This window comes from Pseudomonas syringae pv. coryli str. NCPPB 4273, from assembly GCF_000972175.1.
Lineage (GTDB): Bacteria > Pseudomonadota > Gammaproteobacteria > Pseudomonadales > Pseudomonadaceae > Aquipseudomonas > Aquipseudomonas syringae.
In genome coordinates, this window is record NZ_AWQP01000022.1 from 21865 (window position 1) to 39616 (window position 17752).

The following is a 17752-nucleotide window of genomic DNA, read 5'->3' on the forward strand; positions in this document are numbered from 1 at the left end:
CTTCATCATTGAGCGCATTGCAATGAGAGCCCCGCGTGATTGCCCGGCAGTATTGATTGCTGCGCCTGCCTCCGGGCAAGGCAAAACCACGGTGACCGCTGCACTGGCACGCCTGCACCGCAACCAGGGGCGCAAGGTCCGGGTGTTCAAGTGCGGCCCGGACTTTCTCGACCCGATGATTCTCGAGCGGGCCAGTGGCGCGCCGGTCTATCAACTGGACATGTGGATGGTCGGTGCCGATGAAAGCCGTCGCCTGCTGTGGGAAGCGGCTGATGAGGCGGACCTGATTCTGATCGAGGGGGTCATGGGCCTGTTCGATGGCACGCCATCGAGCGCCGACCTGGCCCGGCATTTTGGCGTGCCGGTACTCGGTGTGATCGATGGCACGGCCATGGCGCAGACGTTTGGCGCACTGGCGCTGGGCCTGGCGCGCTACCAGCCTGATCTGCCGTTCGCCGGCGTGCTGGCCAATCGCGTCGGCACGGTACGCCACGCGCAGTTGCTGGAGAACAGCCTGACCGAAGGCCTGCGCTGGTACGGCGCACTGTCCCGGGAAGTCGGCTTCGAACTGCCCAGCCGCCATCTGGGGCTGGTCCAGGCCAGTGAGCTCAACGATCTGGACGTGCGTCTGGACATGGCGGCTGCGGCGCTTGCCAGCACCTGTGAAGTGGCCTTGCCGCCGGCCGTGACCTTCACTGCGCCCGACCCGGCTCAGGTCGAGCCGCTGCTGCGCGGCGTACGCATCGCCATCGCGCGCGACGAGGCCTTTGCCTTTCTGTATGGCGCGAGCCTGGACCTGCTGAGGAACATGGGTGCCGAGCTGAGTTTCTTCTCGCCGATCCATGATCGCGAGTTGCCCGACGCCGACAGCCTGTACCTGCCCGGTGGCTACCCGGAGCTGCACCACGTTGCGCTGGCCGCCAATGGCACGATGCAGGCTTCGATCAGGGCTCACCATATTGCCGGCAAGCCGATTCTGGCCGAGTGCGGCGGCATGCTCTATTTGCTCGAAGCCTTGACCGATGTCGAGGGCGTGCGCGCCGAACTGGTCGGCTTGCTGTCCGGTGAAGCGGTCATGCAGAAGCGTCTGGCGGCGCTGGCGTTGCAAGCCGTCGAGCTGCCCGAGGGCACGCTGCACGGCCACACTTATCATCATTCGCTGACCAGCACCGAGCTGCAGCCGATTGCCCGTGGCGTCAGCCCCAATGGCGGGCGCGGCGCAGAAGCGGTTTATCGCCTGGGTCGCCTGACCGCGTCCTACGTGCATTTCTATTTTCCGTCCTGCCCTCGGGCGATAGCGGCGCTGTTCAAACCATGACCGAGCAAGCGTTCAGCCCCGAAGAGCGGGCTGCGGTGTACCGCGCCATCGCCGAGCGTCGCGACATGCGCCACTTCATCGGCGGCACGGTTGCGCCCGAGCTGCTGGCACGCGTGCTGGAGGCTGCGCATCAGGCTCCCAGCGTCGGGCTGATGCAACCGTGGCGCTTCATCCGCATCAGCGACCCGCTATTGCGCGGCAGGATGCAGGCGCAGGTAGAGGAAGAGCGTATTCGTACCGCCGAGGCGCTGGGTGAGCGAACCGACGAGTTCATGAAGCTCAAGGTCGAAGGCATCAACGACTGCGCAGAAGTGCTGGTCGCCGCGCTGATGGAAGGGCGAGAGCAGCACATTTTCGGCCGTCGCACCTTGCCGGAAATGGACCTGGCCTCGCTGTCCTGCGCGATCCAGAACCTGTGGCTGGCCTCGCGTGCAGAAGGCCTGGGCATGGGCTGGGTGTCGCTGTTCGACCCCGAGGCGCTGGCCGAACTGCTGGGCATGCCTGACGGCGCCAAGCCGCTGGCGATCATATGTCTGGGCCCGGTCAAGGAATTTTATCCCGCGCCAATGCTGGTGATGGAAGGCTGGGCGCAGGCGCGTCCGCTGCATGAGCTGCTGTACGAGAATCAATGGGGAGTGAGTCAATGAGTGTGGCGCTGTTGAGCGTCGCCGGGGTCGCGCTGGACGCGCTGCTCGGTGAGCCAAAACGATGGCATCCGCTGGTGGCGTTCGGCAACTTCGCCAGTCGGGTCGAGCAGCGCTTCAATAGCGGCGGCCGTGGCTGGCGCAGTCATGGCGTCACCGCCTGGGTCATCACCGTTGTGCCTTTGACGCTGCTGGCCACGCTGCTGAGCTGGTTGCCTGGCGTGGGCTGGCTGTTCGATATTCTGGCGCTGTATTGCGCGCTGGGCATGCGCAGCCTGGGTGAGCACGTTCAGCCGGTGGCGCAAGCGCTGCGCAGTGACGATCTGGTCGAAGCACGTCAGCGGGTCGGTTATCTGGTCAGTCGCCAGACCACTGAGCTGGACGCTACCGAAGTCGCCCGCGCAGCCACCGAGTCGGTGCTGGAGAACGGCAGCGATGCGGTGTTCGCGGCGCTGTTCTGGTTCGTGGTGGCTGGCGCGCCCGGCGTGGTGCTGTACCGGCTGAGCAATACGCTGGACGCCATGTGGGGTTACCGCAACGAGCGCTTTGAGCGTTTTGGCTGGGCTGCGGCGAAGATCGACGATCTGCTCAACTATATTCCCGCACGTCTTGTGGCATTGACCTACGCCTTGCTGGGCAAGACCCGACTGGCGCTGCGTTGCTGGCGTACGCAGGCTCCGGCCTGGGACAGTCCGAATGCCGGCCCGGTAATGGCCGCTGGCGCAGGCGCGCTGGGTGTCGAGCTGGGTGGCGCGGCGATCTACCACGGCGAGCTGCATCAGCGTCCGCAACTGGGTGAGGGTACGCCTGCCGATGCGGACTCGATCGATCGCGGCTGGCAACTGGTGCAGCGCGGCGTCTGGTTATGGCTGCTGGTCATCTGCGTGGCGGCTGAGTTTTATGCTTGAGCACGGCGGGCGGTTGCGCGCGGCGGCGCAGCATTACGGTATCCCTCTGGCCGACTGGCTTGACCTGTCCACCGGGATCGCGCCGTGGTCGTGGCCCATCCCGGAGATCCCGGCGCGTGCCTGGGCGCGGCTGCCCGAGACCGACGATGGCCTGGAAGCGGCGGCCTGCACTTATTACGGCGTGAACCGGTTATTGCCGGTGTCCGGTTCGCAGGCTGCGATTCAGGCATTGCCGCGGGTGCGCAGCGGAGGGCGGGTTGGCGTTCTGTCGCCCTGCTACGCAGAGCACGCGCATGCCTGGCGCAAGAACGGTTTCGTGGTCCGTGAGGTGGGGGAGCAGGAGGTCGACTACTTTCTCGACAGCCTGGACGTGCTGGTGGTGGTCAACCCCAACAACCCGACCGGTCTGCACCTGAGCGCCGAGCGCCTGCTGGAGTGGCATGCGCGACTGGCCGAGCGCGGTGGCTGGCTGGTCGTCGATGAAGCGTTCATGGATAACACGCCGGGCATGAGTCTGGCGGCCGAGACGTGGCGCAACGGGCTGATCGTCCTGCGTTCGTTTGGCAAGTTTTTCGGCCTGGCCGGTGTCCGGCTTGGTTTTGTCATGGCCGAGCCGGTGCTGTTGAGGATGCTGGCGCAGGAAATCGGCCCCTGGTCGGTCAGTGGGCCAACCCGGATCATCGGCCAGGTGTGCCTCAGTGATCAGCAGGGGCAGGCGCGCCAGCGTGCGCGCTGTGAGCAGGCCCGCGAGCGGTTGGTGGCGTTGCTCGACCGCTACGCCCTGAGCCCGCAAGGCGGCTGTGCGCTGTTCCAATGGCTGGTGACCCCTGAAGCGCAGACGCTCTATGAGTTTTGTGCGCGGCGCGGCGTGCTGCTGCGCCTGTTCAAGGGTGACACACCCGAGTCGTCCAGTCTGCGTTTCGGCCTGCCCTGCGACGAGGCCGACTGGCTGCGGCTGCACGATGTTCTGCTTGAATACCGCAAGGAATACCCATGAGCACGCTGATGGTACAAGGCACCACCTCCGATGCCGGCAAAAGCACACTGGTGACGGCCCTGTGCCGCTGGCTGACTCGTCAGGGCGTCAAGGTCGTGCCGTTCAAGCCGCAGAACATGGCGCTCAACAGCGCGGTGACTGCGGACGGCGGCGAGATCGGCCGCGCACAGGCGGTGCAAGCGCAGGCGTGCTACCTCGAACCGCACACCGACATGAACCCGGTGCTGCTCAAACCCAACAGTGACACAGGCGCGCAGGTGATCATTCACGGCCGCGCCGTGACCACCATGAACGCCGTGGCGTATCACGGCTACAAAGAGATCGCCATGCAGGCAGTGCTGGAATCGCATCGGCGCCTGGGTGAGAGCTATCCGGTGATTGTCGTCGAGGGTGCGGGTTCTCCGGCCGAGATCAACCTGCGCGCCAACGATATCGCCAACATGGGCTTTGCCGAGGCGGTCGACTGCCCGGTGTTGCTGATTGCCGACATCAATCGTGGCGGGGTGTTTGCCCATCTGGTCGGCACACTCGAGTTGCTGTCGCCCAGCGAGCAGGCGCGGGTCAAGGGTTTCATCATCAACCGTTTTCGCGGCGACATCGCGTTGTTGCAGCCGGGCCTGGACTGGCTGGAAGCACGCACCGGCAAGCCGGTGGTTGGCGTGCTGCCCTACGTGATGGATCTGCACCTGGAGGCCGAAGACGGCCTGGACCAGCGTCAGACCGACAAGGTCGAGCATGTGCTGAACGTAGTGGTCCCGGTGCTGCCTCGCATCAGTAATCACACTGATTTCGACCCGTTGCGCCTGCACCCTCAGGTCAATCTGCAGTTCATCGGTCCCGGCCAGGCGATTCCTCCTGCGGACCTGATCATTCTGCCCGGCTCGAAAAGCGTGCGCAGCGATCTCAACTACCTGCACAACAATGGTTGGGACACCGCCATAGATCGGCATTTGCGTTACGGCGGCAAGCTGATGGGGATCTGTGGCGGCCTGCAAATGCTCGGTGAGCAGGTACACGATCCACTCGGGCTGGAAGGCGCAGCCGGGTCCAGCGCCGGGTTTGGCCTACTGGCCATGAGCACGGTGCTGGAAGCGGAAAAGCAACTGCGCAATGTGCGCGGTCGTCTGACCCTGGAAGACGCCGAGGTCAGCGGTTACGAAATTCATGCCGGGGTAACGACGGGGCCGGCGCTGGAGCAGGCTGCCGTGCAACTGGACGACGGGCGTTGCGATGGCGCGCAGAGTGCCGACGGGCAGGTTCTGGGGACTTACCTGCACGGCCTGTTCGAATCACCTGCGGCCTGTAGCGCGTTGCTGCGCTGGGCGGGGTTGGCGAACGTGCAGTCCGTCGATTATCACGCCCTGCGCGAGCGCGACATCGAACGTCTGGCGGACCTGGTGGAAAAACACCTGGACGGCCCATTGCTTCGCGAACTGTGTGGCCTGGAGGCGAACTGAATGCTGCAATTGATCCTCGGCGGCGCGCGTTCCGGCAAGAGTCGCCTGGCGGAAAAACTGGCCGCCGACAGCGCGCTGAGGGTGACCTACATCGCCACCAGTCAGCCTCTGGACGGCGAAATGAATCAGCGTGTTGCCAGTCATCGCGCGCGCCGTCCCGAGCACTGGGGGTTGGTCGAAGAGCCGATCGAACTGGCGCGGGTACTGCGCGAAAACGCGGCGCTCGATTGCTGCCTGCTGGTCGATTGCCTGACCCTTTGGTTGACCAATCTACTGATGCTCGACAACCCCGAGCGCCTGCTTCAAGAACGTGAATCCCTGCTCGACAGCCTTGCCGGGCTGCCGGGTGAAATCATTTTTGTCAGCAACGAAACCGGGCTTGGCGTCGTGCCGCTCGGCGAACTGACCCGTCGCTATGTCGATGAAGCCGGCCTGTTGCATCAGGCGCTGGCCGAGCGTTGCCAGCGTGTCGTGTTGACCGTTGCCGGCTTGCCCCTGACGTTGAAAGGAACCGCGCTATGAGTAATTCCTGGTGGCTCAAGCCCGCACAGGCCATCGATGTGCCGATGCGCGAGGCGGCACTGGCCCGTCAGCAGCAACTGACCAAGCCCGCCGGTTCGCTGGCGCAACTGGAGCGCCTGGCGGTACAGCTGGCCGGTCTGCAGGGGCGTGAGCGTCCGGCCGCGGATCAACTGTGGATCGCGATTTTCGCCGCTGATCATGGCGTCGTCGCCGAAGGTGTGTCGGCGTACCCACAGGAAGTCACCGGCCAGATGCTGCACAACTTCGTCAACGGCGGCGCCGCGATCAGCGTGCTGGCGCGTCAGCTCTCCGCGCAACTGGACGTGGTCGACTTGGGCACCGTGTCGCCAATGGATTTGCCTGGCGTGCGCCATCTGCGCATTGGCGCGGGCACCGCCAATTTTGTACAGGGGCCGGCCATGAGTGTCGAGCAGGGAATCGCCGCCCTGCAGGCCGGGCGTGACAGCGTATTGCGCGCCAAAGCTGTCGGCACCGAACTGTTCATCGGTGGCGAGATGGGCATCGGTAACACCACAGCCGCCAGCGCAGTCGCCTGCTCACTGTTGGAGTGCGCCGCGCCATTGCTGGTCGGACCGGGTACCGGGCTGAACGCCGAGGGTATTCAGCACAAGACCCGCGTCATCGAGCGCGCGCTGGCATTGCACGCCGAGCAGGCGGGTGACCCGTTGAGCAGCCTGTTCTGTCTGGGCGGCTTCGAAATCGCCGCACTGACTGGTGCGTACTTGGCCTGCGCGCAGGAAGGAATTGCGGTACTGGTCGACGGTTTCATTTGCAGCGTGGCCGCGCTGGTGGCGGTGCGCCTGAACCCTTCCTGCCGTAACTGGCTGCTGTTCGGTCATCGGGGCGCCGAACCGGGCCATCGGCATCTGCTGGAAACGCTGCAGGCCGAACCGTTGCTGGACCTCGGTTTGCGTTTGGGTGAGGGCAGCGGTGCCGCACTGGCGGTGCCGCTGGTGCGCCTGGCGTGCGAGCTGCACAACGGCATGGCGACGTTTGCCGAGGCGGCTGTGGCGGATCGCCCCGCATGACCTTGCACCTGGACTTGTTGCGTCACGGCGAAACCGAACTGGGCGGCGGCCTGCGTGGCAGCATCGACGACGCGCTGACCGAGCCTGGCTGGCAGCAGATGTGTGCGGCAGTGGCCGGTGGCGGCCCCTGGACGCGGATTGTCAGCTCGCCCCTGCAACGTTGCGCACGTTTCTCCGAAGAGCTGGCGCAGCGCTTGTCGTTGCCTCTGCACCTGGAGCCAGGTCTGCAGGAGCTGCATTTCGGCGACTGGGAAGGGCACAGCCCTGCGCAACTCATGGAGACCGATGCCGAGGGCCTGGGGCTGTTCTGGGCGGATCCCTACGCCTTCACACCTCCCAACGGCGAGCCGGTGCTGGATTTCTCGAACCGCGTATTAAATGCCGTTGAGCGTCTGCATCAGGCTTATGCCGGTGAGCGCGTGTTGCTGGTCAGTCATGGTGGTGTCATGCGCCTGCTGGTGGCGCAGGCGCGTGGTTTGCCGCGTGAGCAACTGTTGCAGGTGGTGGTCGGGCATGGCGCGCTGTTGTCGATTCAGGTCGCTGCTGATCGCGTAATTACGGAGATCTGAGATGCTGCCGTTCTGGATCGCCCTGCAATTTCTCGGCAGCCTGCCGATCAGGCTGCCCGGCATGCCGCGCCCTGAAGAGCTGGGGCGCTCCTTGCTGTACTACCCGTTGGTGGGGGCGGTATTCGGCACGCTGCTGCTGGGCTTCAATACCTTGCTCAGTGGTACGCCGCTCATGCTGCACGCCGCGCTGGTACTCAGTGCCTGGGTATTGCTCAGCGGCGGCCTGCATCTGGACGGTCTGGCCGACAGTGCTGACGCCTGGCTGGGCGGCTTCGGTGACCGTGAACGCACCTTGAAGATCATGAAGGACCCACGCAGCGGGCCTATCGCCGTGGTCACGCTGGTCCTGGTGCTGCTGCTCAAGTTTGCCGCGATTCTGGCGCTGATCGAGAGCCATGCCAGTGTCTGGCTGCTGTTGGCGCCGGTGATCGGGCGCGCGGCCATGCTTGGGCTGTTTCTGGGGACGCCGTATGTGCGTTCCGGCGGGCTGGGGCAGGCGCTGGCCGATCACCTGCCGCGTGGCCCTGGACGCAAGGTTTTGCTCGCCACTGCCATTGCGTGCGTGCTGCTCGCCGGCTGGTCAGGGGTAATGGTATTGCTGGTCTGCGCCGCCTGTTTCTTCTGGTTGCGGCAGTTGATGATGCGCCGTCTGGGCGGATGCACCGGCGATACAGCCGGGGCATTGCTTGAGCTGCTGGAGTTGGCGGTGCTGCTGACGCTGGCGCTGCTTTGAGACCCTGCACATCGCTTTGTTGACAGCTTTTACCGGCAGCGCGTAGCTTCGCGAATCGCGGGTAAAACCATGTAACACAAAGCGCAAGGAGCTTAACCATGACATCGATCTGGCGTACCAGTGGCTGGGTTCTGCTGGGGAGTGCGCTGATTCTTGCGCTTTCGTTGGGCACGCGGCACGGCTTCGGTCTGTTTCTGGCGCCCATGAGCGCCGAGTTTGGCTGGGGGCGTGAAGTCTTTGCCTTTGCCATCGCCCTGCAGAATCTGATGTGGGGCCTGGCACAGCCATTCGCCGGGGCGCTGGCAGATCGATTCGGGGCGGCGAAAGTCGTCTTCGTCGGCGGTGTGCTGTATGCCGCAGGTCTGTTGTGCATGAGTACCGCCGATTCTTCCCTCAGCCTTTCATTGAGCGCCGGTCTGCTGATCGGTATCGGTCTGTCCGGTACATCGTTTTCGGTCATTCTAGGGGTCGTGGGGCGTGCGCTGCCTGCGGAAAAACGCAGTGTGGGCATGGGGATCGCCAGCGCAGCCGGCTCATTCGGTCAGTTCGCCATGCTGCCCGGGACATTGGGCTTGATCAGCTGGCTGGGCTGGTCCGGCGCCTTGCTGGTGCTGGGCGTAATGGTGGCGTTGATCCTGCCTCTGGTGGGCATGCTCAAGGATACGCCGAGCGTATCCACCGGCGTCGAACTGACCCTCGGCGAGGCGCTGCGTGAGGCGTGCTCGCATTCGGGGTTCTGGCTGTTGGCGCTGGGGTTCTTCGTCTGCGGCTTTCAAGTGGTATTCATTGGCGTGCACTTGCCGGCCTATCTGGTGGATCAGCACTTGCCCGCTAAGGTCGGCACTACAGTGCTGGCCCTGATCGGCCTGTTCAATATCTTCGGCACCTACACAGCAGGCTGGCTGGGCGGGCGCATGTCCAAGCCCCGACTGTTGACCGTGCTTTACCTGTTGCGCGCGGTGGTGATCGTGCTGTTTCTCTGGATACCCTTGAGCCAGACCACAGCGTATCTGTTCGGCGTGGCGATGGGCTTGCTGTGGTTGTCGACCGTGCCGCTGACCAACGGTACGGTCGCGACACTGTTCGGTGTGCGCAACCTGTCGATGCTGGGCGGCATTGTCTTCCTGTTTCACCAGTTGGGCGCCTTTCTCGGTGGCTGGCTGGGCGGGCTGGTGTATGACCGCACCGGCAGCTACGACCTGATCTGGCAAGTCTCGATACTGCTGAGTCTGCTCGCCGCAGCGCTCAACTGGCCGGTGCGCGAGCGGCCGGTGGCACGATTGCAGGCGCAGGGCAGTCTGGCATGAGTCGGCGCTGGCCTCTGCTGGCGGCGCTGCTGGTAGGCGCGGTGGTGCTGGGTTTGCTCTGGTGGGCCTGGCAGCATGTCGGGCTGGGCGCATTGCAACTGGGAATGGGCGCTTGCTAGGCAGACGCTCCTGCATGGGGTAGCGTGTCGGCAGACGACAACAATATTCAGGGCCGCCATGATGAACATTCGCTTTTTTTCGATCCCTCTTTTGCTGCTGGCCATGAGCGGTGCTGCAATGGCTGCCGACTGCCCGCCGTTGCTGCAAGGCGAGCTGCCCAAGCTGCGCGCCAAGGAAAACATCGACCTGTGCAAGCGCTTCGCCGGCAAGCCGCTGGTGGTGGTCAATACTGCCAGTTTCTGCGGCTTCGCCCCGCAGTTCAAAGGCCTTGAAGCGCTGAGTCAGCGCTACAAGGGGCAGGGGCTCGAGGTGTTGGGCGTGCCGTCCAATGACTTCAAACAGGAAGCCAAGGATGGTGAGGAGACCGCCAAGGTCTGTTACGTCAATTATGGCGTGACCTTCACCATGACCGAGCCACAGGCCGTGCGCGGTGATGATGCAACCCATTTGTTCAAGGTTCTGGCCGAGCAGAGCAGTGCGCCGCGCTGGAACTTTTACAAGTACGTGGTCGATCGCCAGGGCAAGGTCATCGCCAACTTCTCCAGCATGACCAAGCCGGATGATCCTGAGCTGATCGCAGCCATTGAGAAGGCGATTGCGTCTAAGCCTTAGGGGGCAAAAAAAGGGGTGGCTTGAGTCTTGTCTGAATCGACCTGGCATCGCAGAACCCTTGTGTGACGCGGAGCGCCACATAGAGGACGCAGAGCGTCCAGAACTGCATGCCGACGCGGAGCATCGGCACGATAGTCAGTCAATGACGTGGAGTATCTGTACGCTGGTCAATCAATGCAGATCTGAGCGCACCAGGCGCGCACTAAAAAGCCCGCAACCATTACTGGTTGCGGGCTTTTTTTCAGTCTGGCAGTTGCTTATCAGAAGCGATAGGTAACCGAAGTGCCCAGGCCGTGAGCGGTGTTGCGGTAGTCGGCGCTGTACGAACCTTTGGACGGGCTGCTGTCGCGGATCTTGGTTTCGTCTTCACGCAGGTAGGAGTACGCCACGTCGATGGTCAGGTCGTCGGTCGGGCTCCAGCCTGCACCGAAGCTGATGATCTTGCGATCGCCCGTCGGGATGCGAGGGGAGCGGTTGACGTTGTTGGTCGGCGACTGATCAACGGAGAAACCGGTGCGCAGCGTCCACTCTTTATTGACCTTGTACGAAGCACCGATGGCGTGCGCCCAGGTGTCGTGCCAGTTCTGTTCTTCGCTGATGGTGCCGATTGGACCGGCAGAGCCGCCCAACAGGGCTGGGACGCCATCGTTGTTGACGGTGATGTCTTGCAGGCGGCTCCAGCGAGTCCAGGTGCTGCCGGCATAGACCGTCCAGTTTTCGTCGATCTGCTGGGTGATGGAGAAGTCCACGGACTCAGGCGTGGAGATATCCAGCGAAGCGTCATACTTCTGGCCGGAGAATCCGCCAAAGCCCGAACCTTCGATCTTGGTCTTGCCCTTGAGCTTGTAATCGACCTTGGAGTGGTAAGTCAGGCCCAGGCGAGTGGTGTCGGTAGCCTGCACCAAGATACCGGCATTGAAGCCGATTGCGGTGTCATCGCCTTCGATCTTCACCTTGCCGTCGTTACGGCCAAGCGAGCCAGTATTCAGGGTCGCAGAGGTCAGTTCACCGTCGATGCGGTTGATCGTCGGGCCGAAACCGATGGAGACCTTGTCGTTGAATGCATAGCTGACGGTCGGCTGAAAGGTCACGACCTGGACGTGACTCTTGTCACCCCAGTAGCGGCCGGCGAAGCCTTTTTCGTAATCGGTGACCAGGCCGAACGGTACGTACACGCCCAGACCAAATGCCCAGTGATCATCGATTGGTTTGACGTAGTAGCCCATGGGTACGCCGACCACCGGAACCATGTCGCCGTCGTTGCTGCCGCCAAATGTGCCGCGACCATTCTTGATATCGGTCTTGGCGATCACGGCAGCTGCACCGACGCTGATTTCTTCACGTTTAAGGCGGGACATACCGGCAGGGTTGCCGAATACGGTACTTGCGTCATCGGCTGACGAGGAGCGACCTGCAAAGCCGGTGCCCATGCCGCTGATGCTTTGTTCGTTGAGGGCAAAGCCGGCAGCGAGCAGTTGAGAAGAGGCCAGACCCAGTGCGAGTCCAAGCGTTGTCCGGTTCAGTGCTTTTGTCATTATTTTCATTATTAGAACTCCTTGTTGTTCACCGGTCGAAAATTACCAACATTTTCGACGGCGCGCTATAGGCTGAGGAGCCCGATTTAGAGCTATTCTTGTAGGACAATCCCCTCAAGGGAGTAGGAATTGCAATTTAGAGCAAGTTCCAGTGCTGCAGGCATTGTGTAATGCAGACGATACAAAGCGCGCATAAAAAAAGCCCCGCCTTTGCAGTGCGGGGCTTTTGGCTTGCGGTGCAGCGTTTTCGTCAGGCTATGAGGGCCTGACGGGTACGCTCGATCACGGCCTGCAGCGGTTCGGCGCTGGCGTACTGATCGGGGTACAGGCGTTCGCTGTGGCGGGCGATGCCGTGTTCATTGACGATGGTGAAGCTGAAGCAGCCTTTGCGAGCGGCCATGATCAGGCAGTTCATCGGGGCAAAAGCGTTGGTCAATGTGTGAATTGCATGTTGAGTCTGAGTATTCATATTCAAGGTGTTTCCTGAAGCAACACGGAACAATACCGTGCAAAAATAAAGATTCCAGTAAACGCGGGCCGACATTTGATACAAAAGCCTGGCTGGGCGGAGAACCTGACTGGAACAAAGACAGGCAGTTGAAGCGCGCTTTATCGTATGGCGCTCTGGCTGACCGGTAGGTACTTAGGAGGGCAGGCAACACAACAGGAGCAAAGGTTCTACGCTCCGGGTGAAGATCCTGATCAATTGCAGGCTGGTTGAAGCAGACCATGAGAGCCGTGTCGGCACTGTCACCCCAAATGGTGCATCAGCGCGAAAGGTTCATGTCTGGAAACCATCGAGGTGGTCGATCCCTTGTTGCCAACATTCTCGTCGCATGGAGGAGTGTCTGTCGGGGGACTTGTCGACCGGAATTGATTTTCAGCTTGGTACTAACGGCGGCGATTTTACCCGCCTGATCGGGGCATTGCAAGTGGCAGTGTATAAATCTTCACCAGTGCCCGGCCAATCGATAGATCAGTACGGTGATTGACGCAACCATCGAGCAGCCCAGCAGGTAGGCGGTGATGGTAAGCCGCAGCGACCTGCGGCTTTCGATGGCGCGCATGATGTCGCCTGTCGCGTTGATACGCCCGTTGCTCAGGTCACTGCAGATGATCAGCATCAGGGCGATCGCTGACAGCAACACGCTGTAGGCAAACACGCCGCCGTCCGGGGGTGGCAGTACGATACTGACTGCCAGGGCGACGAGGCAGACAGCCAACAACAGCAGGAAGAACTTGGCTATCTCCTTCATGGATCCCTTCACTGAATCGTTGGTAAATTAGGGTGAGCTGCATTTTTGCCAGTGCTTGGACCGCAATATGTGCAATTTGTCGCCCGAGTCGCTTTGATTGCCCAGAGTAATGCGCGAAATGCGCCGCCGCCCGTGTCGAGCCAGAAACCGAAAAACTGCTGAAAGCCTTGTATTCATTGAGAATGCGATGCGTTCGGGCACGCAAAATATGATGCATGAAATGACCAAAAACGGCCTTGATGAGGAGTTGTGCACATTAGCGGCACAAGCTGCCACATCACTGTCACAAGCGAAGCTAAGGGTTTGATTTATGATGGTGAATTATTAAGTCAATGAAAAACATCGTTTTTTTTAGCTGGTGAAAAAATCGTCAGTTTGAGCGCAGGCCCCATGCTGCTTGCGTTTGCGGAAGTTAAAGGGGGGTTGTCCACTGAGTTATCCACAGCTTCTGTGGATTGTCCCGCGCAAAATGTCCCCCTAATAGGGGCTGTGTGCCGTGCTGAAAACGCGTACAATCCGTTCCCCCGATTTGCCCCCGCCTGTTGATCCCGTCTCACCCGAGATGATGTTTCTGCTGCACTATCACGCTCTACCCAATCTGCCGCTGGCCTTTATTATTCAGCCCGCATGGAGTCTTTATGGCACTGGACCTGAACAGCCTGTTACTGGGGCTTGGCGCAGCAGCGTTGCCCTTGCTGGGCCTGCTCTGGCATCTACAGCGCCGGCTGGCCGCTCGTCAGGCCGAGAGCGCGCTGCTCGATGAGCGTCTGAGCATGGCGCAAATGGCGCAGGAAGGTCTCAATGCCCAGTTGGATGCGTGCCGTGACGAGGTCAGCGACCTCAGTCAGGCCAATGCCGCCAAGCATGCTGATCTTGCGGCGTTGCGCCGCGAGGTCGAGTTGCTGCGCCAGGAAAGCGATAACGCGCGCGAAACGGCGCAGGACTGGAATCATGAGCGTGCCGCCAGAGAGGCTGAGTTGCGTCGCCTTGATGCGCAGTGTGCAGCGCTTAACGCTGAGCTGCGCGAACAGCAGGATGGCCATCAGCAGCGCCTGAACGATCTGCAGGGTTCCCGGGATGAGCTGCGCGCGCAGTTCGCCGAACTGGCGGGCAAGATTTTCGATGAGCGCGAGCAGCGCTTCGCCGAGACCAGCCAGCAGCAGCTGGGCCAATTGCTCACGCCGCTCAAGGAACGTATCCAGTCGTTCGAAAAGCGTGTCGAGGAGAGTTACCAGAACGAAGCGCGCGAACGCTTTTCCCTGGCCAAGGAACTGGAACGTCTGCAGCAGTTGAATCAGCGTTTGAGTGATGAGGCGACCAACCTGACACGCGCCTTGAAGGGGCAGAAGACCCAGGGCAACTGGGGCGAGCTGATCCTGGAGCGCGTGCTGGAGCATGCCGGGCTTGAAAAGGGCCGTGAGTACCAGACGCAAATCAGCCTCAAGGGGCCGGACGGCGAACGCTTTCAGCCTGATGTGTTGATCATGTTGCCGGGCGACAAGCAGGTGGTGGTCGACGCCAAGGTCAGCCTGACGGCCTACCAGCAATATGTGTCTGCCGATGACGAGGTCATTGGTCAGGCTGCGCTGAAGCAGCACGTACTGTCGCTGCGTAACCATGTCAAAGGCTTGTCGGGCAAAGATTACAAACGTCTCGAAGGGTTGCACAGTCTGGATTTCGTTCTGCTCTTCGTGCCTATCGAGGCCGCCTTTTCTGCCGCCTTGCAGGCCGAGCCGAACCTCTTCCAGGAAGCCTTCGACCGCAACATCGTGATTGTCAGCCCTACGACCCTGCTGGCCACCTTGCGAGTGATTGACAGCCTGTGGAAGCAGGAGCGTCAGAGCCAGAACGCCCGTGAGATCGCCGAGCGGGCAGGCTGGCTGTACGACAAGTTCGTGTTGTTCATCCAGGATCTGGATGAGGTAGGCAACCGCTTGCAACAACTGGACAAGGCTTATTCGGCAGCGCGCAACAAGCTGACCGAAGGGCGCGGCAACCTGATCAGCCGCAGCGAGCAACTCAAACTGCTGGGTGCGCGCGCCAGCAAGAGTCTGCCCGCCGATTTGCTGGAGCGGGCAATGACCGACGGCGATGGCCTGATCAGTCCGCCAGACTGAGCCGGTCGACTCGTCGGCGTAATGTTCAGTAACAGGCCGTCCGTCGCAAAGACTAGAAGCGATCCTGCACAAATGTCACATTGGCTCCATCGGGAAAATTGTTTCTCGTTGCACTCGGCTAACAGTTCATTTGCTTCTATGATCTCTAGTGAGTGATGAGTACGGATCGACTGCCGAGTATTTCCCTCAAGGGGGCTCTATGAATAGCAAACTGCAAGAATGGCTCCACGATGTAGGCGTTGCATTGGGTCTGATAGAACGCCCAAAACTGCAACCCATTCCGGTTCGTGCCGACGATGATCGTCGCCGCCAACGCCGGTAAGCCTCTCGCCTGACCCTGGCCACAGGGTAGTGCGCATGTTGAGTTTCATCGGGGCGCACAGGGCGTCCCGATACAAGGGCCGGCTTTCAATGCTGATGCCCGGGCTTTTCCTCAGACTTTCCCGGTTCCTTTTTCACCTCGTGCAAAATCAGCTTGATGATCTTGTTCAGCGCAAACTGATCTGGTCTGGCGATTGCTTTTTCCCTGATGGCTTCAGGGAGGGTGAAATCGAAGGCTTCCTCCAGCGCGCGGAAAAAGCGCTCGATATCATCGTCATCAAGGGCCAGATCGGCGAGCGTTGCGTTATCCTGAATGGCGCTCTTGTCCACTAGAATGATGCCCAGGGCGTCGAATACTTTTTGCCCGATCTCTTTGCGATTCATGAAAGCCCCTGATGTGGATCTTGTCAGATACAGCAGGCGTACTTCATTTCTCCAGCCCAGACCCATGAGGCTAGCTCAAATCGCCGTTGCGGCTGTGGATTGACCCGCGTTTGCGACGCTGATTTGTTTAAAATGCCTGGCTGTTCGACAGGCGGTTTGCGGCAACGCTGATTCATCGCGCAGTGCAGCCTCTTTAACCTTGTGAGATTGACCGAGTACCCATCGATGTCCCGCGCCCGTTGTGAACGTTGTCTGCGTCCTGCCACGCATTGTCTGTGCGCCCTGATTCCACAGCTGGACAGCCGCACGCGGGTGTTGATCCTGCAGCATCCCGATGAAGTCGGCCATGCCTTGAACACCGCCCGACTGGCCGCGCTCGGTCTGCTCAATGCGCAGTTGCTGGTGGGCGAGGTGTTCGACGATCTGCAAGCGCTTCTGAATCCGCCAGGCTATCAACCGCGATTGCTGTTTCCGGGTGACGCTGCGCAGACGCTGACGCCTTATGCGCAGGATTCGCTGCCCATGCTGCTGGTCGTGCCGGATGGCACCTGGCGCAAGGCGCGCAAATTGCTGCACCTCAACCCCTTGCTCGCCGAGCTGCCAAGGGTGACGCCGGGCGCCGCGCCTGCTTCGCGTTATCGCTTGCGCAAGGCGCCGGGCCCGGAAGCCTTGTCGACGCTCGAGGCCATCGTGCATACCTTGCAGACGCTGGAAGCACCTGACTCGTTCGAGGCCTTGCTGAAGCCGTTCGATGCGTTGATCGAAGGTCAGATTCAGGCCATGGGCAGTGAGACCTACCAGCGCAATCACGGCGGCCAGGGGTAAGGAACACAATTCGCGTCGTTAACTGCACCCAGCTGTAACTGTTGCTTTGCCGATCAGCGCCTAGAATGGATGTTCTGTTCTATCTCTTGCGGAAGTTGCAATGCATATCTCGTCTGGTCGCTGGGTCTATGGCCTCTGTCTGTCACTGTTGACCGCGCTGCTGTGGGGCATTTTGCCGATCAAGCTCAAGCAGGTGCTGCAGGTGATGGATCCGGTAACCGTGACCTGGTTCCGCCTGGCTGTGTCCGGTGCGCTGTTGTTCATCTGGCTGGCGTCGGTCAAGCGCCTGCCCAGCTTCAAAGTGCTGGGGCGCAAGGGCAGGGTGCTGGTCGGGCTGGCGGTGTTCGGTCTGGTCGGCAACTATGTGCTGTACCTCATTGGCTTGCGCCTGCTGAGCCCGGGCACCACGCAATTGCTGGTTCAGGTCGGTCCGATTTTTCTGCTGATCAGCAGCATCTTTCTGTTCAAGGAGCGTTTCAGTCTGGGGCAGGGCATCGGCCTGATGGTACTGCTGGTGGGCTTCGGATTCTTTTTCAATCAGCGTCTGGTGGAGCTTTTCACCTCGTTGGGTGACTACACCCTGGGCGTGCTGGTGGTGCTCCTGGCCTCGACCATATGGACGTTCTACGGCCTGAGTCAGAAGCAGCTTCTGACGGTGTGGAATTCGCTGCAGGTGATGATGGTGATCTACCTGTTTTGCGCCCTGTTGCTCACGCCGTGGGCGCACCCTGCCGAGGCATTGCTGTTGAGCCCGTTGCAGGGCTGGCTGCTGTTGGCCTGCTGTCTTAACACGCTGGTGGCCTACGGCGCCTTTGCCGAAGCGCTGGCGCATTGGGAGGCCTCGCGGGTCAGTGCGACGCTTGCGCTGACGCCATTGGTGACGCTGACCGCCGTGGCGGTTGCCGCCTGGCTGTGGCCGGATTACGTGCAGGCTGAAGAGTTGAACATGCTGGGTTACGGCGGTGCGCTGCTGGTGGTGGCCGGGTCGGCGCTGACTGCGCTGGGCCCTTCGCTGGTCGCCGGTCTGAGGGCACGCAAGGCCCGGCTGGCGCAGGCCTGACGTGCGGGTGGCGGGGCA

General features: G+C 61.4%; 20 protein-coding genes. 16 read left to right on the plus strand and 4 right to left on the minus strand.

Annotation, left to right across the window (positions count from 1 at the left end):
• Positions 1–22 precede the first annotated feature (22 nt).
• From P406_RS11090 to P406_RS11140, 12 genes are all read left to right on the plus strand, one after another.
• Positions 23–1318 (plus strand): cobyrinic acid a,c-diamide synthase CobB, encoded by a 1296-nt coding sequence (locus tag P406_RS11090; RefSeq protein ID WP_046236197.1) that lies wholly within the window; start codon positions 23–25, stop codon positions 1316–1318.
• On the plus strand, positions 1315–1965 hold the full coding sequence (gene bluB, locus P406_RS11095) for a 5,6-dimethylbenzimidazole synthase (protein ID WP_046236198.1): 651 nt from the start codon (positions 1315–1317) through the stop codon (positions 1963–1965). Before P406_RS11090 ends, bluB begins: the two co-directional genes overlap by 4 nt.
• Positions 1962–2870, plus strand: a complete 909-nt coding sequence (gene cbiB, locus P406_RS11100; RefSeq protein ID WP_003344887.1) for an adenosylcobinamide-phosphate synthase CbiB — start codon at positions 1962–1964, stop codon at positions 2868–2870. Before bluB ends, cbiB begins: the two co-directional genes overlap by 4 nt.
• Positions 2863–3867, plus strand: coding sequence for a threonine-phosphate decarboxylase CobD (gene cobD, locus P406_RS11105; protein WP_046236199.1), 1005 nt, complete (start codon positions 2863–2865; stop codon positions 3865–3867). The genes cbiB and cobD overlap by 8 nt, the downstream gene beginning before the upstream one ends.
• Positions 3864–5324: a cobyric acid synthase gene (locus P406_RS11110; protein ID WP_046236200.1), complete on the plus strand. Its 1461-nt coding sequence runs from the start codon at positions 3864–3866 to the stop codon at positions 5322–5324. The genes cobD and P406_RS11110 overlap by 4 nt, the downstream gene beginning before the upstream one ends.
• The gene (gene cobU / locus P406_RS11115) at positions 5325–5846 is read left to right on the plus strand and encodes a bifunctional adenosylcobinamide kinase/adenosylcobinamide-phosphate guanylyltransferase (protein ID WP_046236201.1); all 522 of its coding nucleotides are present in this window, start codon (positions 5325–5327) and stop codon (positions 5844–5846) included.
• The gene (gene cobT, locus P406_RS11120; protein ID WP_046236202.1) at positions 5843–6895 is read left to right on the plus strand and encodes a nicotinate-nucleotide--dimethylbenzimidazole phosphoribosyltransferase; all 1053 of its coding nucleotides are present in this window, start codon (positions 5843–5845) and stop codon (positions 6893–6895) included. Before cobU ends, cobT begins: the two co-directional genes overlap by 4 nt.
• Positions 6892–7464, plus strand: coding sequence for an alpha-ribazole phosphatase family protein (gene cobC / locus P406_RS11125; protein ID WP_046236203.1), 573 nt, complete (start codon positions 6892–6894; stop codon positions 7462–7464). The genes cobT and cobC overlap by 4 nt, the downstream gene beginning before the upstream one ends.
• Before the next feature lies 1 nt (position 7465).
• Positions 7466–8197, plus strand: coding sequence for an adenosylcobinamide-GDP ribazoletransferase (locus P406_RS11130; protein ID WP_046236204.1), 732 nt, complete (start codon positions 7466–7468; stop codon positions 8195–8197).
• 98 nt (positions 8198–8295) lie between these two features.
• The gene (locus tag P406_RS11135; protein ID WP_046236205.1) at positions 8296–9504 is read left to right on the plus strand and encodes an MFS transporter; all 1209 of its coding nucleotides are present in this window, start codon (positions 8296–8298) and stop codon (positions 9502–9504) included.
• On the plus strand, positions 9501–9623 hold the full coding sequence (locus P406_RS29945) for a hypothetical protein (RefSeq protein WP_003314627.1): 123 nt from the start codon (positions 9501–9503) through the stop codon (positions 9621–9623). Before P406_RS11135 ends, P406_RS29945 begins: the two co-directional genes overlap by 4 nt.
• A gap of 61 nt (positions 9624–9684) precedes the next feature.
• The gene (locus P406_RS11140) at positions 9685–10236 is read left to right on the plus strand and encodes a glutathione peroxidase (RefSeq protein ID WP_003314628.1); all 552 of its coding nucleotides are present in this window, start codon (positions 9685–9687) and stop codon (positions 10234–10236) included.
• A gap of 260 nt (positions 10237–10496) precedes the next feature.
• Here the strand turns inward: P406_RS11140 and P406_RS11145 are convergent, their stop codons facing one another.
• From P406_RS11145 to P406_RS11155, 3 genes are all read right to left on the minus strand, one after another.
• Positions 10497–11780, minus strand: a complete 1284-nt coding sequence (locus P406_RS11145; protein WP_082100776.1) for an OmpP1/FadL family transporter — start codon at positions 11778–11780, stop codon at positions 10497–10499.
• A gap of 241 nt (positions 11781–12021) precedes the next feature.
• Positions 12022–12240 (minus strand): hypothetical protein, encoded by a 219-nt coding sequence (locus P406_RS11150; RefSeq protein WP_002554588.1) that lies wholly within the window; start codon positions 12238–12240, stop codon positions 12022–12024.
• Between the two features lie 481 nt (positions 12241–12721).
• Positions 12722–13027: a hypothetical protein gene (locus P406_RS11155; protein ID WP_003418158.1), complete on the minus strand. Its 306-nt coding sequence runs from the start codon at positions 13025–13027 to the stop codon at positions 12722–12724.
• A gap of 752 nt (positions 13028–13779) precedes the next feature.
• Between P406_RS11155 and P406_RS11160 the strand changes: the two genes are divergently transcribed.
• On the plus strand, positions 13780–15144 hold the full coding sequence (locus P406_RS11160) for a DNA recombination protein RmuC (RefSeq protein ID WP_162234394.1): 1365 nt from the start codon (positions 13780–13782) through the stop codon (positions 15142–15144).
• 199 nt (positions 15145–15343) lie between these two features.
• On the plus strand, positions 15344–15466 hold the full coding sequence (locus tag P406_RS30020) for a PA1414 family protein (RefSeq protein WP_003418154.1): 123 nt from the start codon (positions 15344–15346) through the stop codon (positions 15464–15466).
• An 86-nt stretch (positions 15467–15552) separates the two neighbouring features.
• Here the strand turns inward: P406_RS30020 and P406_RS11165 are convergent, their stop codons facing one another.
• Complete coding sequence (locus tag P406_RS11165; protein WP_046236207.1) at positions 15553–15849, minus strand: hypothetical protein; 297 nt, start codon at positions 15847–15849, stop codon at positions 15553–15555.
• Between the two features lie 225 nt (positions 15850–16074).
• Here P406_RS11165 and P406_RS11170 point away from each other — a divergent pair, with 225 nt between their 5' ends.
• A complete protein-coding gene (locus P406_RS11170; protein ID WP_003418149.1) occupies positions 16075–16674 on the plus strand; it encodes a tRNA-uridine aminocarboxypropyltransferase in 600 nt (199 codons plus the stop codon).
• A 100-nt stretch (positions 16675–16774) separates the two neighbouring features.
• Positions 16775–17734, plus strand: coding sequence for a DMT family transporter (locus P406_RS11175; RefSeq protein WP_003418147.1), 960 nt, complete (start codon positions 16775–16777; stop codon positions 17732–17734).
• The last annotated feature ends 18 nt before the right edge of the window (positions 17735–17752 follow it).

Excerpts from the sequence above, each read along its gene's own strand:
- P406_RS11090 (WP_046236197.1), top strand. The coding sequence starts at position 23 with ATGAGAGCCCCGCGTGATTGCCCGGCAGTATTGATTGCTGCGCCTGCC.
- bluB (WP_046236198.1), top strand. The coding sequence starts at position 1,315 with ATGACCGAGCAAGCGTTCAGCCCCGAAGAGCGGGCTGCGGTGTACCGC.
- cbiB (WP_003344887.1), top strand. The coding sequence starts at position 1,962 with ATGAGTGTGGCGCTGTTGAGCGTCGCCGGGGTCGCGCTGGACGCGCTG.
- cobD (WP_046236199.1), top strand. The coding sequence starts at position 2,863 with ATGCTTGAGCACGGCGGGCGGTTGCGCGCGGCGGCGCAGCATTACGGT.
- P406_RS11110 (WP_046236200.1), top strand. The coding sequence starts at position 3,864 with ATGAGCACGCTGATGGTACAAGGCACCACCTCCGATGCCGGCAAAAGC.
- cobU (WP_046236201.1), top strand. The coding sequence starts at position 5,325 with ATGCTGCAATTGATCCTCGGCGGCGCGCGTTCCGGCAAGAGTCGCCTG.
- cobT (WP_046236202.1), top strand. The coding sequence starts at position 5,843 with ATGAGTAATTCCTGGTGGCTCAAGCCCGCACAGGCCATCGATGTGCCG.
- cobC (WP_046236203.1), top strand. The coding sequence starts at position 6,892 with ATGACCTTGCACCTGGACTTGTTGCGTCACGGCGAAACCGAACTGGGC.
- P406_RS11130 (WP_046236204.1), top strand. The coding sequence starts at position 7,466 with ATGCTGCCGTTCTGGATCGCCCTGCAATTTCTCGGCAGCCTGCCGATC.
- P406_RS11135 (WP_046236205.1), top strand. The coding sequence starts at position 8,296 with ATGACATCGATCTGGCGTACCAGTGGCTGGGTTCTGCTGGGGAGTGCG.
- P406_RS29945 (WP_003314627.1), top strand. The coding sequence starts at position 9,501 with ATGAGTCGGCGCTGGCCTCTGCTGGCGGCGCTGCTGGTAGGCGCGGTG.
- P406_RS11140 (WP_003314628.1), top strand. The coding sequence starts at position 9,685 with ATGAACATTCGCTTTTTTTCGATCCCTCTTTTGCTGCTGGCCATGAGC.
- P406_RS11145 (WP_082100776.1), bottom strand. The coding sequence starts at position 11,780 with ATGAAAATAATGACAAAAGCACTGAACCGGACAACGCTTGGACTCGCA.
- P406_RS11150 (WP_002554588.1), bottom strand. The coding sequence starts at position 12,240 with ATGAATACTCAGACTCAACATGCAATTCACACATTGACCAACGCTTTT.
- P406_RS11155 (WP_003418158.1), bottom strand. The coding sequence starts at position 13,027 with ATGAAGGAGATAGCCAAGTTCTTCCTGCTGTTGTTGGCTGTCTGCCTC.
- P406_RS30020 (WP_003418154.1), top strand. The coding sequence starts at position 15,344 with ATGAATAGCAAACTGCAAGAATGGCTCCACGATGTAGGCGTTGCATTG.
- P406_RS11165 (WP_046236207.1), bottom strand. The coding sequence starts at position 15,849 with ATGAATCGCAAAGAGATCGGGCAAAAAGTATTCGACGCCCTGGGCATC.
- P406_RS11170 (WP_003418149.1), top strand. The coding sequence starts at position 16,075 with ATGTCCCGCGCCCGTTGTGAACGTTGTCTGCGTCCTGCCACGCATTGT.
- P406_RS11175 (WP_003418147.1), top strand. The coding sequence starts at position 16,775 with ATGCATATCTCGTCTGGTCGCTGGGTCTATGGCCTCTGTCTGTCACTG.